At 50.0% G+C, this 14,774-nt stretch carries 12 protein-coding genes; 2 read left to right on the forward strand and 10 right to left on the reverse strand.

Features of this window, described 5'->3' with window-relative positions:
• Nucleotides 1-166: 166 nt before the first annotated feature.
• The 8 genes from DW739_RS02680 to DW739_RS02715 all read right to left on the reverse strand — a co-directional run bounded on the left by DW739_RS02680 (nucleotide 167) and on the right by DW739_RS02715 (nucleotide 9,716).
• On the reverse strand, nucleotides 167-1,267 hold the full coding sequence (locus tag DW739_RS02680) for a tRNA-dihydrouridine synthase family protein (protein ID WP_118570044.1): 1,101 nt from the start codon (nucleotides 1,265-1,267) through the stop codon (nucleotides 167-169).
• A gap of 5 nt (nucleotides 1,268-1,272) precedes the next feature.
• Entirely contained in the window at nucleotides 1,273-1,839 is a 567-nt protein-coding gene (cbiT, locus tag DW739_RS02685) for a precorrin-6Y C5,15-methyltransferase (decarboxylating) subunit CbiT (protein WP_118570026.1), read from the reverse strand.
• Nucleotides 1,840-1,878: 39 nt separating this feature from the next.
• The gene (locus tag DW739_RS02690; RefSeq protein WP_118742577.1) at nucleotides 1,879-5,061 is read right to left on the reverse strand and encodes a cobyrinate a,c-diamide synthase; all 3,183 of its coding nucleotides are present in this window, start codon (nucleotides 5,059-5,061) and stop codon (nucleotides 1,879-1,881) included.
• Nucleotides 5,054-5,737 (reverse strand): precorrin-3B C(17)-methyltransferase, encoded by a 684-nt coding sequence (cobJ, locus tag DW739_RS02695; RefSeq protein WP_118742709.1) that lies wholly within the window; start codon nucleotides 5,735-5,737, stop codon nucleotides 5,054-5,056. The genes DW739_RS02690 and cobJ overlap by 8 nt, the downstream gene beginning before the upstream one ends.
• A gap of 29 nt (nucleotides 5,738-5,766) precedes the next feature.
• Nucleotides 5,767-7,110, reverse strand: coding sequence for a cobalamin biosynthesis protein (locus DW739_RS02700; RefSeq protein ID WP_118742578.1), 1,344 nt, complete (start codon nucleotides 7,108-7,110; stop codon nucleotides 5,767-5,769).
• Between the two features lie 19 nt (nucleotides 7,111-7,129).
• Complete coding sequence (cobM, locus tag DW739_RS02705; RefSeq protein ID WP_022358712.1) at nucleotides 7,130-7,903, reverse strand: precorrin-4 C(11)-methyltransferase; 774 nt, start codon at nucleotides 7,901-7,903, stop codon at nucleotides 7,130-7,132.
• A gap of 23 nt (nucleotides 7,904-7,926) precedes the next feature.
• Entirely contained in the window at nucleotides 7,927-9,159 is a 1,233-nt protein-coding gene (cbiD, locus tag DW739_RS02710; protein ID WP_106999980.1) for a cobalt-precorrin-5B (C(1))-methyltransferase CbiD, read from the reverse strand.
• Nucleotides 9,160-9,482: 323 nt separating this feature from the next.
• Entirely contained in the window at nucleotides 9,483-9,716 is a 234-nt protein-coding gene (locus DW739_RS02715; RefSeq protein WP_022358715.1) for a hypothetical protein, read from the reverse strand.
• 128 nt (nucleotides 9,717-9,844) lie between these two features.
• Between DW739_RS02715 and DW739_RS02720 the strand changes: the two genes are divergently transcribed.
• Nucleotides 9,845-11,260 carry an alanine/glycine:cation symporter family protein gene (locus tag DW739_RS02720; protein ID WP_118472688.1) on the forward strand — a complete coding sequence of 472 codons (1,416 nt, stop codon included), beginning with the start codon at nucleotides 9,845-9,847 and terminating at the stop codon, nucleotides 11,258-11,260.
• Between the two features lie 65 nt (nucleotides 11,261-11,325).
• On the opposite strand, the gene DW739_RS02725 is transcribed toward DW739_RS02720, so the two are convergent.
• A complete protein-coding gene (locus DW739_RS02725) occupies nucleotides 11,326-12,504 on the reverse strand; it encodes a phosphoribosylaminoimidazolecarboxamide formyltransferase (RefSeq protein WP_106999982.1) in 1,179 nt (392 codons plus the stop codon).
• Between the two features lie 299 nt (nucleotides 12,505-12,803).
• A complete protein-coding gene (locus DW739_RS02730) occupies nucleotides 12,804-13,517 on the reverse strand; it encodes an IMP cyclohydrolase (RefSeq protein WP_117795557.1) in 714 nt (237 codons plus the stop codon).
• Nucleotides 13,518-14,096: 579 nt separating this feature from the next.
• Here DW739_RS02730 and upp point away from each other — a divergent pair.
• A complete protein-coding gene (gene upp, locus DW739_RS02735) occupies nucleotides 14,097-14,726 on the forward strand; it encodes a uracil phosphoribosyltransferase (RefSeq protein WP_022358719.1) in 630 nt (209 codons plus the stop codon).
• The last annotated feature ends 48 nt before the right edge of the window (nucleotides 14,727-14,774 follow it).

The raw sequence follows: 14,774 nt of genomic DNA on the forward strand, positions 1-14,774 counted from the left end.
ACATATTCTCCCATCATCTTTTGATCTTTACACATAGTATGTCTTCACTATATCAAATAAATGTAAAAATAACCAGCAGGAAATGTAAAATCTGTGTAAAATCTGATATTCGCAACACTGTACTGCCTGAATGAGAGGATGGTTACAGGACAGCCCGGTATCACTCCTATGGTGCCGGGTTGCGAAAACCATCTTCCACAAACCGCCCGCTCGCAAACATCGCCTGAACAGCAGCCCGGTAGTCAGACAGCTTCTGTGCCTTCTTAATCCTCTTCAATTCTTTTTCACATCCCGGAAAATGGCACTGGAAATAGTACCAGAGTTCCTTCATTTTAAACAAAGTATTCCGGTCGCCGGACATGATTTCTGCATAACCGGTCAGGAGGCGATCGTGGAATTGCTGGAAGGATTGGAGATGAGTCGAGGATGGCAGATTCCACACCTCTCCAAAAATCCACGGACTTGCAACCGCCCCTCGCCCAAACATCAACGCGGCTAATTTCGTTTTTTTCTGCATTTCGCCTTTGTCAGACGGTTCATCTTGTCCTACAATTTCTTCCATGAGCGCAGACGCATCCGCCGCCGAAAGAAGATTTCCATTATAGCTGACCGAGCAGCGGCTCTGCTCCAGCGCATACGCAAATGACTCCATCCGTATTTTCCCCTTATAATAGTCCTCGCGCACTCTCGGGTGTACAATCAGTTCTTCCAGCGGATAGTGATTATAGATTGCGAGCAGGCGTGGAAATTCAGACGCTTCTTTCATGCCGATCCGGGTTTTGATCGACAAACGCACCGGCTTTCCATCCGCAGCGTGGATTTTTTCCAATCCGTTGCAGACTTCCTCCAGAAACAAGCTCAAATCTTCCGGCTCGGCTAAAAATCCCGCGCCCTTTTTCTTCGTAACCACCGTCCCCGACGGACAGCCCAGGTTCAGATTAACCGTCCTATATCCATACTCCGCCAGTTCCTCGCAAACCCACAGAAAATCTTCCGCCGAATGCGTCAGAATCTGCGGGATCAGGCATAATCCCTGATTATGCTCTGGAAGAATATCGTTCCTCTCCCTGGATGTCAGCTTATGGCTGGAACCTGGTGCAATGAACGGACTGTAATACCGGTCAACGCCCCCATAAATGACTGCATGCGCCTGCCGGAATACGTATCCCGTGATTCCCTCCATTGGTGCAAAATCTAATTTTACACTCCTTGCATCGTTCGCGCTTATACGATTCGCGCCCACTTTTAATGCCTCTGGCTGAATCATTTTCTTCACGCTTCATTTCCTCCCAGTGATATGATATAGATCGGATTCTGCCCTTTCATCAAATGACTGGAACCAATCTTCTCCGCTTTTGCAATCTGCATGGACAGAATCTCCGCCTCTATCCCGCGCTCTTTCAGGTAACTCATAAGCACTGTCAGAGACTCCAGCGCAATCAGGTTGATCACAATCCGGATATTTGGATTCAATCGGAACAATTCATCCAGAATCTCGCGCATCTGTCCGGTTGTTCCCCCGATAAATGCCCGATCCGGTCGGTGAACACTTACCTGTGCAAATGTCTCCGGCGCCTTTCCCGGCACGATCGTGACCGCTTCTGTTCTGGCTTTCTCACAATTTGCCCGGATCAGTTCAACCGCCTCTTCCTTATATTCAAACGCACACACATGAATCCCCGGACAGCTTACCGCCGCTTCCACACTGACAGAACCCGTTCCCGCGCCAATGTCCCAGAACTCACAGTCCTCATACAATTCCAGCTTGGACAATGACACGGTCCGCACCTCACTCTTCGTCATCGGGACCTTGCCCCGGATAAACCATTCATCTCGCATTTGCTACTCCCCATTTTCTAGATTCTCATATAAATTCACTCAATTGATATATTTTTTCTGACTCCCTTTGGCACATACATCCAGCCATTTTCGCAAAAAATCTGGACAGGATGCATAATAGAGATGCGGAAATCCGCCAATCTGTCCTCCCTTTTCATGGATGCAGCGCCAGCTTCGGTTTCCGGTCGGTTTGACTGCCTCCCAGTCGGTGCCCGGATCTTCGCTCTCCCAGTAATGGAACTCATGCCCGTGAATTTCCTGACCGGATGAGGTCAGCAGACGCACATAGCCAAACCGGCGCAGGCGGTTCGTCCGGTAAGCGTCAAATGGATAAACGCCAGCCATTTCCCAGTGTTTTCCATCGCTTCCTTCAAGCGTACGGTGTAAATATAAAAATCCACCGCATTCCGCCAGAAACGGCATTCCCGCCGCAATCGACCGCCGGATACTCTCACGCATCGCCGCGTTCTTTGCCAGCTCCCGTGCATAATTCTCCGGATAACCGCCGCCAAATAAAAGCCCATCCACTCTGTCCGGGATTTTTTTATCCCTCAGTGGACTGAAATAAACCAGCTCCGCCCCCATCTGTTCCAGAAGGCGGAAATTTTCCTGATAGTAAAAGCAGAATGCCTCGTCACGGGCAACACCGATGCGGACGCGCGAGATGACTTTTTGCTCTTGACATGCTGGAAATTTCGCTATACTTTCCGCCTCCATTGATTCGTTTTCTGCTTTTTCTTTCTCTTTGTTTTCTATCCTCAATGGCAGCATCCCTGCCACTTCCAGCACCCGCTCCACCGCGATCGACTTTTCCATCTGATCTGCCAATCGCCCGATCCGCTCGCGCAGCCGATCGATCTCACCCGGCAGAAAAAGTCCCAGATGGCGGCTTTCCATGCGGTATTCCTCGGATTCCGGCAGATAACCAAGCACCGGAAGCCCCGACGCCTCCTCCACGGCTGCTGCCAGCCGCTCATAATACATCGAAGAAACCCGGTTCAAAATCACTCCGGCAATATGGCTTTTTTTCCGGAAATGTAAAAATCCAGATGCCATTGCTGCCGCCGACAACGATGCGCCCTTACAGTCCAGCACCAGAATCGCCGGCGTGTCTGTGATCTCTGCAATCTCCCAGCTGCTGGCGGACGTTTCTGTTCCGCCCAAGCCGTCATAATAGCCCATGACACCCTCTAAAACTGCGATTCCCGCCTGTTCTTCCCGCACTGCATCCGCCAGGACCTCCCGCACGCCTTCCGGTGGCAGAAAAAAGCTATCGAGATTTCGCCCGGGAATGCCGAGCACATAGCGGTGAAACATTGGATCGATATAGTCCGGTCCACATTTGCACGCGATCGGATTCAGACCGCGGCGGCGAAGGATTTCAAGCAGTCCGCAGGTCAAAAGAGTTTTTCCACTGCCGCTTTTTGGGGCGGCAAGCATGATTCGTGGACATGCTCTGACAGAAGCCTCATGTGGCAAAAGTTTATCTGCATCATTTTTATATGATTCTGTTACTCGAACATCGGATGGCATTTTTTCTGACACCATTTTCTGTTCATATATCAACTTCTCTACATTTTTTGTTTCTGTATTGTTACCATCTGTAATCTTTTCCTCTTCGTTCTGCCCACGCTTTATTTCATCCGTGACTTCCAGCAGCATCAAGCTCAAATCCGCAAACTCCAATTTTTTCATTTCTTCCGCGGTTCCCCTCCGGATCTGCTCTTCCGGGTACGATAAGCTTTCACCAACCGTCACCTGTACATTTCCATATCCCGCCTGTGTCAGACGTTCACAAAACTGTCCAGCTCCATTTTTGCCGCCCATGAGGATAAACGCACGCTTAGCCGGTTCTTCTGGATCACACAGACGTTTCATCACCCGATCGACAGACAATTCTCTTCCATGTGCGGAATAAATCGCCGCATCTTCCCAGTGCGTCCCCAGGCGTGCCGCCAGATAACTGACACAGGATGTACCCGGATAGACGGTAAATGGATAACCAGCTTCCCGCAACCGCTCTGCCATCCTGGATGCCCCGCTGAAAAAGCCGGTATCACCCGAATACAGGATGACCGCCTGCTTCCATTCCGGATGCTTCGATACAATCTGTATCACATCGTCAGGAAGATATGCTTTATAGCACTTCCTTTCTTTTTCCACCGCAGCCGCTGATTCCTGTCTGTTTTCAGTTTTTCCTTCCTTGCTAATCAGCAAATCATTCTGCAGCGCTCTCTCCGCGGATTCCAGCATACGCCCCGCGCCAATCAAGGCGTCACTCTCTCGAATTGCCCGAAGGACTTCCCCTGTCATCTGGGACGGCTGTCCCATGCCAATTCCCGCCAGAATCAAATGTGTTTTTAACTCTCCAACCTTCCCCTCATCCGCCTTCTTCAGCACCTCCATCGCCTCTTCCAGCGAAATACCATCCTCCTCCGGTCTGCGGATCACAACCACTCTGGTTCCATTTTCACGCGCCGCTTCCACCTTTTCCTGAAATCCACCCGCACGCCCGGAATCTTTCGTCAATAGCCACTCCGCTTTTGTCTGTCGGAGAAATAGCGTATTCATTTCGGTGGAAAAAGGTCCCTGCATCGCGATCAGATGGCTGCCAGTTATCCCCAATTTTTCACATTTCTTCAAAACATTCGAAGTTGGAAGCACTCTCGCATACACCCGTTTTTGATAATCTGGTATCTGGCACAGGACTTCCAGTTCTTTACTGCCGGTTGTGGCAAAAATCACGCCGGAAACAGAAGAAAGAAATGACACTGCCTCCTGAATGGAATCAACCTCGACCCAATCTCGTGCTTTGTTTTGTTCGCCCTCTGCGCGCAGGCACCGTTCCAGGCGGACACCGGTCCGTCCGCACGCTTCCTGGATTTCTTCTGAAACAAGTCTGGCATGCGGATGTGTTGCATCGATCACAAGATGAATCCCCTGGTTTCGGATAAATTCTTCCATCTGGTAACGATCCATCCGTCCACGTAAGACTTTTATCACTGAGGATGCCTGAACCGTTTTCAAGTTTTTCTTTGCAAGGCAAGTATTATGGTTCAAATCTGGATTCCCTGCATTCCCAGACTCCATCAGTTCCTCCTGCAAAAGCTCCTCTCCATACTCCGAAGCCACGCTGACCCACGCCTCAATCTTTTCCCGGCTGCAATATTCCGCCAGCAGGCGCCCTTCTGTCGTTCCTCCAAATATCCATATTTTACACATCGCGGTATCCCCTCGGTGTCACCAGACATCCATTTAACATCTGCGTTTCCTTATTTCCAATAAATACGGTCGTAAACATATCCACCTGCGTCTTTTCCAGTTCTGCCAGTGTCAGAAGGTGCACCGCCTCGCCCTCGCGGCCAATATTCTGTACATATCCGCAGGCAGTCTCACCACTTTTATACTCTAAAAGAATCCGGCAGGCACGCTCCAGATAATCGTGGCGTTTCCGGCTGGATGGATTGTAGAGGCAGATAATAAAATCTGCTTCCGCCGCTGCACGCAGCCTTTTTTCGATCACTTCCATCGGCGTCAGAAGGTCACTCAGGCTGATCACCGCAAAATCATGTCCCAACGGTGCACCGAGAATGGCTCCGCCTCCCAGCGCTGCCGTCACTCCTGGAATTACTTCCACGTTCACATCCGGGTACGCCTCTGCCATCTGCAGCACCAGCCCCGCCATGCCATAGACGCCGCTGTCCCCACTGCAGATCATTGCTGTTTTCCGACCATCCTGCGCCGCTTTTAATGCCATCTCACAGCGTTCCTTTTCCTGGCGCATCGGCGTTGTCAGAAATTCCGCCTGTGGATAAAATTCTTTTACCAGGTCCACGTATACCGTATAACCGATGATCACCTGGCTTTCCCGTAAAATGCGGTCTGCCCGGACCGTCATCTGTTCTCTCGCCCCCGGTCCAATTCCGATCACGTATAATTTTTTTTCTTCCACTGCTGCCTCCTTACTTGCTCCGATGCCGGAACCGCTACTGCTGCCGTCACACCGTTAAACGCCATTTTCTGTACTCTCAGATCGATCGCAGGCAGATTTTTCTCATCCATCTCCCGTTCCCGGTAAATCCGGCGCACCCCCATGACGGCTGCACGCTCACAAACATTTCCTACCCCTACTGTCTTCCGCACAAACGGCGATTCTGCAAACTTCGTACCGACACTTTCCAGCTCTTCCGGGGTAAAACTCCACAGTTCCACATCCCACTCCTTCGCAAGCGCCAGAAATGCCATCTCATTTTTCTTCCGATCCACCGTTGCAATCGCCCGCACCGCACTTTTATCAATCATCGCCCGAGAAAGTGCCACTCTTGCCATCTCCCGGACAGCATTCAGGGACGAATCCCGGCGGCATCCCATTCCAAGAACAACCGTTCGCGGATACAGGCGCAGAAGTTCCGGCGTACCTGATTCATTTTCCGACTCATAACTTTGCTCTTTCTTCTGCTCACTTTTCTGCCCAGGCGATCCTATATCGGATTTTCCGACAGACATATCTATCTCAGCCGCCTTCGCCGAATCGCCGGTTTCCACTGCCACTACCGCCGCTGCTTTGACTGCATCCCGCTGTTCCTTCTTCTCCTGCAGCCCAATCACCATATCCCGGCGCACCAGAGACGCTGGGGCATTTTTCGGGCATCCGCCCTGTTTCAGCGTCACATAGATGTTTTCCTTCTGCCATACGCCCGGAGTAATCTCTGCCGGAACGATTCCATCTACTGGATAATCACTGAAAAAGCCAATTTTTTCACCGCGCAGCTCCGCCGCGGAGATTTGTTTCGCTAGTTCCCGATCACTAATCACCAGCTCATTTTCCGCTGCAAATACATCAACTGCAAATGCCTGCCGCAGATCCGTTGCCGTCGTAATTACCGGTTCTGCCCCCAGAATCTGCGCCGCTGCCTCTGCCAGTTCATTGCATCCGCCCACATGTCCAGACAAAATCGGGATCGCATAACGTCCCTGCTCATCGATCACCAGCACCGCCGGATCTTTCAGCTTATCCTGCACCCACGGCGCAATCAAACGGACTGCAATCCCCGCCGCCCCGACAAACAAAATTGCTTCCTTCTCCTGAAATGCTTCCTTGACCACCTGTTTCAGCGGTTTCGAATGTTCGGATCCTGTATAATCTAAAAAGTCAAACGCCTCTTCCATCTGCTGGCTTAATTTCTCCAGCAGGCGCGTCGCCGTCTCTTTTCCCTGTGCAGTAAAGCAAATGCAGATACCGTTCCTGACCCGAAGTTTCAACTGCTCCATTTATAACAATCCCTTTCTATTACTCATATACAAAACCATCCGTCCCCTGACGGAATTCAGTTGTGAATTCTGGCGCATATAAACGTGAACGCTCGTATCCCGCCTGGGCAGTCACATCCCCGACGATAATCAGAGCTGTTTTTTTGATATTTTCCCGCTCTGCCGCCTCTGCAAGCGTGGCAACCGTGCAGACAACCCGCTTTTCATCCGGCCAGGTCGCTTTGTACACGATCGCCGCCGGCGTGTCCGCCTCATATCCGCCCTTTATCAGCTCTTCCGAAAGCTTCTTCAGCATTCCCGTGCTTAAAAATATAACCATAGTCGCATGATGCGCTGCAAACGACGCGATGCTCTCCCTCTCCGGCACCGGCGTCCGCCCCGCCATCCGGGTGATAATCACGCTCTGCGAAACGCCCGGCAAGGTATATTCCAGATTCAATGCAGATGCCGCGCCGCAGAAAGAGCTGACGCCCGGGCATACCTTATAAGAGATATTTAACTTGTCCAGCTCGTCCATCTGTTCCCGGATCGCACCATACACGCAGGGGTCGCCCGTGTGAAGCCGCACCGTCATCTTACCCGTCGATTCCGCTTCTTGGATCTTTTCGACCACTTCTTCCAGCGTCATTTTCGCACTGTCATAGACAACGGCTGATTCTTTTTTATAATCCAAAAGCTCTGGATTGACCAGAGAACCTGCGTAAATAATCTGGTCTGCCTGATTCAAAAGGCGTGCTCCCCGCACTGTGATTAAATCTGGCGCTCCCGAACCTGCTCCGACGAAATATACCATATATGTGATTTCTCCTTTTTTATTTAATATTCGAATCTCAACTTTTCGTAATTTATGATTCTTCTATCTATCATTACTTCCATGCCTCTCTCCATCTCCAGCAGCTCCCGCACATACGCATCCGCCCCAGCTGTCCGCGCCATCAGTCCATAATTGCTTGAAAATAGCATTACCTCCGTCTGAACGCCGCTCTCTTCTTCCAATACCGCTTTGACCTGATTCGCCACCTGCTCCATGACCTGTTTCAGATATCCATGTTCATATAGGAAATCTGCCGCTTCCTCAGTCGTATTCATCGGCAGCAGGGCATCTGCCTCCGGAAATCCAACGGTTCGCGCGCATGCAGACAAAATCTCCATCCGTCTGTCACCATACCGGGAATGTGTATTCATCACACCACCTGCCACTTTGACCAGTTTTCCAACATGCCCTGCCAAAAGCGCCTGGTGAATTCCTTCCTGTGAAAGCATTTTAAAGCTGGTCCCGATAAAATTACTGCACTTGATGAAATTTTCCATCGAAAGCCCGGTTTCTTCTTTTAAAAATCGTTCTCCATAATTGCCTGGCGCCACTGCCAGCAGCGAAACATCCTCCTGGGCGTGCACCCGGATATCCAGCCGGATCGTCTCAACCAATGCTGCCTCACTCATCGGGTTCACAATCCCAGTTGTTCCAAGCACCGAGATACCACCGATGATCCCCAGATGCGGGTTAAACGTTTTCTCCGCCAGCTCCCGCCCGGAAGGGATAGAAATCTCAATCCGCAAAGGTAACTCCGGCATGCCCGCCTCCCGGCGTGCCAGAGCCGCCTCCCGGAAAATAGCCGTCCGCGGTACCGGGTTGATCGCGTAATGCCCCACTGGACACGAAAGACCGTCCCGCGTCACCATGCCGATGCCCTCGCCGCCGGTTACCTCAATTCCCGGATACGCCGGGTCTGTGTAACCGCTTTCAGTTATGCTATCATGACAAGCCAGAACGGCCCGTGCACAAACCAATGTCCCATTCGTCACATCCGGATCGTCACCGGAGTCCTTCTGTACACCGCATACTGCGCTATCTTCCTCCCGCTCTGCCCGGACAATCGGCAGAATCGCCCGGACGCCGGAAGGTGTCACTGTCTCTGCCGCCGCAGGTGCTTCCCCTGTGCAGAGAAACAACACCGCCGCCCGCGTACACGCCGCCGCGCAGGTTCCGGTCGTAAATCCGGTTCGAAGTTCCTTTTTTTCATCTGTCTGTTTCTTTTCCGTCTCCATCTGCCTCCCTGTATGCCATTTTCTGCCTGAAGATTCTTCTGTCCATTATAGGAGATTTACACCCGACTTTCAACTTATTACTATTTATCTTTATTTAAAATTCCAGTAACAATCCCTCATTTTCCCCTTGCACTTTCCTCAACTGTGCGGTACAATACGGAATATAAATAAGTAGATTTAATTACATATTCAAGAAATAGTTATTATAAACGTGCAAGGACAGCTAACATGTAAATATAAAAAACCGGAAAGATCTTCTCTTTCCGGCATTTTAAGTCTCACACACTTTAAAACAATACAGTTTTAAACAACAACGTGAAACATTATTTGGTACGGACAACCAGATGGGCATTGACATACTCCCAGGAGTATGTGCCCGCTTTGCCGCCATCCTCAATGAAAAATGGAGTTACCATCTTGTAGCCTTCATCCATCATCATGGTTGCAGCTTCCAGACATGATTCCTCTTCGTTTTCAAAATCAACATTAATGCATGGATTCTCTTCCATGGAAGGATTGTCCTCATTCGGATCTAAATGTGCAATTGCGTACTGCATATGAATTCTCCTTTTCCTTATGATACTGAGAGTCTGAAAACTCCCTGCCACTCATTATAACTATCTTTCAATCAATCGTCAAGCACCTGCGGGCGCACCTTTACTATATAAAATTTTGGGGTGAAAACATGAATACAATTATCAATTTAATCGAAAAAACCTACTATTTCCTCTGGGGTGACTGGATTCATCTGCCGCTTCCTGGCGGAACAACCATCAACCTGCCGCTTCTGGTTCTTCTGCTCGTCCCGACCGGTATCTTCTGTACTATCCGGACGCGGTTCCTGCAGATCCGAATGCTTCCGGATATGCTGCGCGCGCTGCTGGAAAAGGCCGAAACCGGACACAAAGGTGGCTCTCTCTCCGCACTCCAGGCACTGATCGTGTCAACTGCGACCCGCGTCGGTATGGGAAATCTTGTCGGTATCGTTGCCGCTCTCTCCGCCGGAGGCGCCGGTGCGTTGTTCTGGATGTGGGTAACCGCGCTGCTCGGTTCGGCAACCGCTTTCATCGAGGCGACCTTAGCCCAGCTTCACAAACAGCCGGATCCGCTCTACGGCGGTTACCGCGGCGGTCCTGCTTACTACATTCACGACTGGATCAACAGCAAACGCCAGAAACAGGGCACGCCGGTTTCGAAGAAAAATCTTCTCTCCGTACTGTTTGCGCTCTCCGGTCTGATCTGCTGGTGCGGTATCAGCCAGGTCATCAGTAATTCCGTGACCTCTTCTTTTAAGAATGCATTCGGCATCCCGCCGATCTACTCATGCTTGTTTTTAGTTCTCCTTGCGGCAGTCATCGTTCTTCGGAAAAATGCCTCCGTCAGGGTTCTGGATCTGCTGGTTCCGATCATGGCAGGCATTTACATTATCCTGACCCTGTTTTTAATTATCGTGAACTTCCGCCAGCTTCCAGGCGTTTTTGCCCGCGTTTTTGAGGAAGCACTCGGTCTGCGCCAGGCAATCGCAGGCGGCTTCGGCGCCGTATTGATGAACGGTGTCAAACGGGGACTTTTCTCCAATGAAGCAGGAAGCGGTTCCGCCCCGTGTGCGGCAGCGACGGCAGAAACCTCCCATCCTGCCAAAGTCGGACTGATGCAGGCGATGGGCGTTTTCATCGACACGCTTCTCTGCACCTGTACAGCCATGATCATGCTGCTGGTCCCGGCTGATAAAATCTCCGGTCTGGAGGGCATGGATCTGCTGCAGGCGGCAATGAGCTGGCATTTCGGGGAATTAGGCGTCATTTTCATAGCCGTAATCCTGTGGCTGTTCAGTTTCACTACCTTCATCGGCATCCTCTTCTACGCCCGCTCCAATGTGAGCTACCTCTTCGGAGACACCTGGGCCGCCCAGACGGCGTACAAGATTCTCGCCCTGATCATGATGTTTGTCGGCGGACTGACCGCCTACACCTTTGTCTGGGATCTCGGTGATGTCGGTGTCGGTCTGATGACCGTCTTCAACCTGATCGCGCTGATTCCGATGTCGAAAGAAGCGCTTGTAAGCCTGCGGGATTATGAGGCAAAATATAAGAAATCATAGCCACTTTATTTCGAAATAAAAAGGGCGTGTGAAAAAACTCTCGTTTTTTCACACGCCCTTTTTCATTAATGATGGAACAGACGGATTCCCGTAAATGCCATTACAATGCCATATTTATTGCAAACCTCGATTACATTGTCATCACGAACCGATCCGCCCGGCTGTGCGATGTACTGAACGCCGCTCTTGTGCGCGCGCTCAATGTTGTCGCCAAATGGGAAGAATGCATCAGAACCAATGGTTACACCCTTCATGCCGTCCAGCCATGCGCGTTTTTCCTCACGGGTAAATACCGGCGGTTTTACCTTGAAAATTTTCTGCCATGCGCCCTCTTCCAGCACATCCATATATTCTTCTCCGATATAAACATCGATCGCATTGTCGCGGTCTGCACGCTTGATTCCATCCACAAACTGAAGATTTAACACCTGCGGAGATTGGCGCAGATACCAGTTGTCGGCTTTCTGACCTGCCAGACGGGTACAATGTACACGGGACTGCTGACCTGCGCCGATACCGATCGCCTGTCCATCCTTCACGTAGCAGACAGAGTTGGACTGTGTATATTTCAGGGTAATCAAAGATACGATCATGTCGATCTTCGCGTTATCCGGCAGCTCTTTATTCTCAGTCACGATATTCTCCAGTAGCTCACGGTTGATTGCCAGATTATTTCTACCCTGCTCAAAGGTCACGCCAAATACCTGTTTGCGCTCCACCGGAGCTGGTACATAATCCGGATCGATTTCAATGACATTGTACTTGCCATTTTTCTTTGATTCCAGAATCTCCAGAGCCTCCTTGGTATATCCCGGAGCAATCACGCCATCCGATACTTCTCTCTTGATGATGCGCGCCGTATCTGCATCGCAGACATCCGACAGAGAAATAAAATCGCCGAAGGAAGACATGCGGTCTGCACCTCGTGCTCTGGCATATGCACACGCAAGCGGAGATAAGTCTCCCATATCATCGACCCAGTAAATCTTACGCATCGTCTCGTCTAACGGAAGTCCTACCGCTGCACCTGCCGGCGAAACATGTTTAAAAGAAGTTGCCGCCGGAAGCCCAGTTGCCTCTTTCAGTTCTCTTACCAGCTGCCAGCCATTGAACGCATCCAGGAAATTGATATATCCCGGTTTGCCGCAAAGTACCTTGATCGGAAGCTCACTGCCGTCCGCCATAAAAATGCGGGACGGTTTCTGGTTCGGGTTGCATCCATATTTTAACTCAAGTTCGTTCATCTTCATTCCTCCTGTATACCCATTTAAACGCATGATTCAAATGCTGTTTCAAGTCGAACGTCCGTGAGACTTGGCGCGTGATTCTGGTCAGCGAAGCTGACATATTCTTTACAGAATCACTGCGCATCCTCGCGGAGCGTTTATCTCAGTCGGAGAATGGACTCCCACTGAGACAAACTTGCTATTACTTACCACCTGATGAGGTGGGAGTCTTCTCGACTGAGATAAACAATTTTGTTTCTGACCTGTTTTCATTTTCAGACGGTTTTTGACTTTTTTAACTATTTTCCAGTCTGTTCCTACTTATTTTTGTTAATGATCTTCGTCTGTGTCTCTCTGGTCGCAATATCAATATAGCGCACAAACAGAGATACCTTATTATCCGGGTTCAGATTCTCCCAGAGTGTCGCTGCAAACTCATCCAGGCTGTCCGGAATCTCGATCTTTTTCGGCTCACCCTCGAAGCTCGGAAGCGGATTGCCGTCGTGCATATAGGTGTGGATGAAATGTCCCTCGCCTGCAACCGGCTTCTCATACGCATATGTATAACGATGGCAGGAATCCGGATTGCCGTCGTTGGATTTCAGAATCGACAGCGCATAGTTGTAACCGCCATCCTCGATATGCAGGATACCGGAAATACGAGGTGTGTAGTTCGGCGCATCCGGCTCAAACTCGCGGCTTCTGAGGGACTGCTCAAAGGTCATCTGGCGATCCATTCCCTCATAAATCGTATCAGTCTGATCGCCGTTGGTCACGATCGTTTTATTTCCCAGCACACGGACCGGTGCATAGATAATCAGACTCGGATCTTCCAGCTTCGCCGGATCAAATGCCTGTGTGCGGATGCCCTCACCTTCTTCTACAAACACACGGTTGCGGCTGTTCTCGCTTCTTCCCATAATAAAGTATGCCGTAACCGCCTTCTTTCCGTCCGGCGTCCGTCCAATGATAATTCCGCGTCCCGGATAAGAATTGTTTTTCAGTTCCTCTGCTATCGATACAGTCTTCATAATGGCAAAGCTTCCTCCTTCATTGTTGTGCAATAATTCACTACTTTATATTTTACCACATTCTATTCTCATTTCCAGTTAGATTTATTGATTTGTTTTCAGAAGTATTGCTTATATATAATACTGGTATTATTTTTTATTCTAATAAACATATAAAAGCACCTGCATTCTTTTACAAATGCTCTGCACTACTTCATGACAAACCGCTCTTTTACCGAGTTACTGTTCACGCATACGTGCCCAGTAACGGAATTTGCCGTGGCTTCGCATTTAAATACGGCAAATTCCTGCTGCCACCACGTTTTCTTACGGCACTTTCAGTTCCAAAAGTGCCTACCCCGGAACAGTAACTTTACCGATGCTTTTTAACAAAATACATCATAAAACAGACTGTTCAATCTGTACAATTCGGTGTATAATTAAAGAAAATATGCCATCAGGGCGATACATTTCACATATGTATACAGATTTTGGGAAATGACGGCATGAAGATAGCACAAAATTAGCAAGCGGTCTGCGCTATGCACCGTTACGAAAAAACGTTCATCATCAAAATTCAAGAAAAGGCAGGTTATGAATATGAAAAATGTAACAATTCTCGATCACCCGTTGATTCAGCACAAGATCTCGCTCCTCCGCAACAAGAACACCGGAACCAACGAATTCCGTTCCCTGACCGATGAAATTGCGATGCTGATGGGCTATGAAGCGCTTCGCGATCTTCCGCTGGAAGATCAGGAAGTAGAAACTCCGATCGAAACCTGCAGCACTCCGATGCTGGCTGGTAAAAAACTTGCCGTTGTCCCGATTTTACGTGCCGGTCTCGGTATGGTAAATGGTATTCTGGCACTCGTTCCGTCCGCAAAGGTTGGTCACATCGGACTCTACCGCGACGAGACAACCCATGAGCCGCACGAATACTACTGCAAGCTGCCAACCCCGATCGAACTGCGTACCATCGTTGTCACCGACCCGATGCTGGCAACCGGCGGTTCCGCAGTGGAGGCAATCGACTTTATCAAAGCACGCGGCGGAAAGAACATCAAATTCATGGCAATCATCGCTGCTCCGGAAGGATTAAAGAGACTGCATGAGGCACATCCGGATGTCCAGATCTATGTCGGTCATGTCGATCGCTGCCTGAATGAAAACGCTTACATCTGCCCAGGTCTGGGGGATGCAGGGGATCGGATTTTTGGTACGAAATAAATACTATAGCATTCACAAAAAATCGCTCTTCCCTCTTCTGGGTTGAGC

Source organism: Clostridium sp. AM28-20LB, from assembly GCF_003480665.1.
Taxonomy (GTDB): Bacteria; Bacillota; Clostridia; order Lachnospirales; family Lachnospiraceae; genus Otoolea; species Otoolea fessa.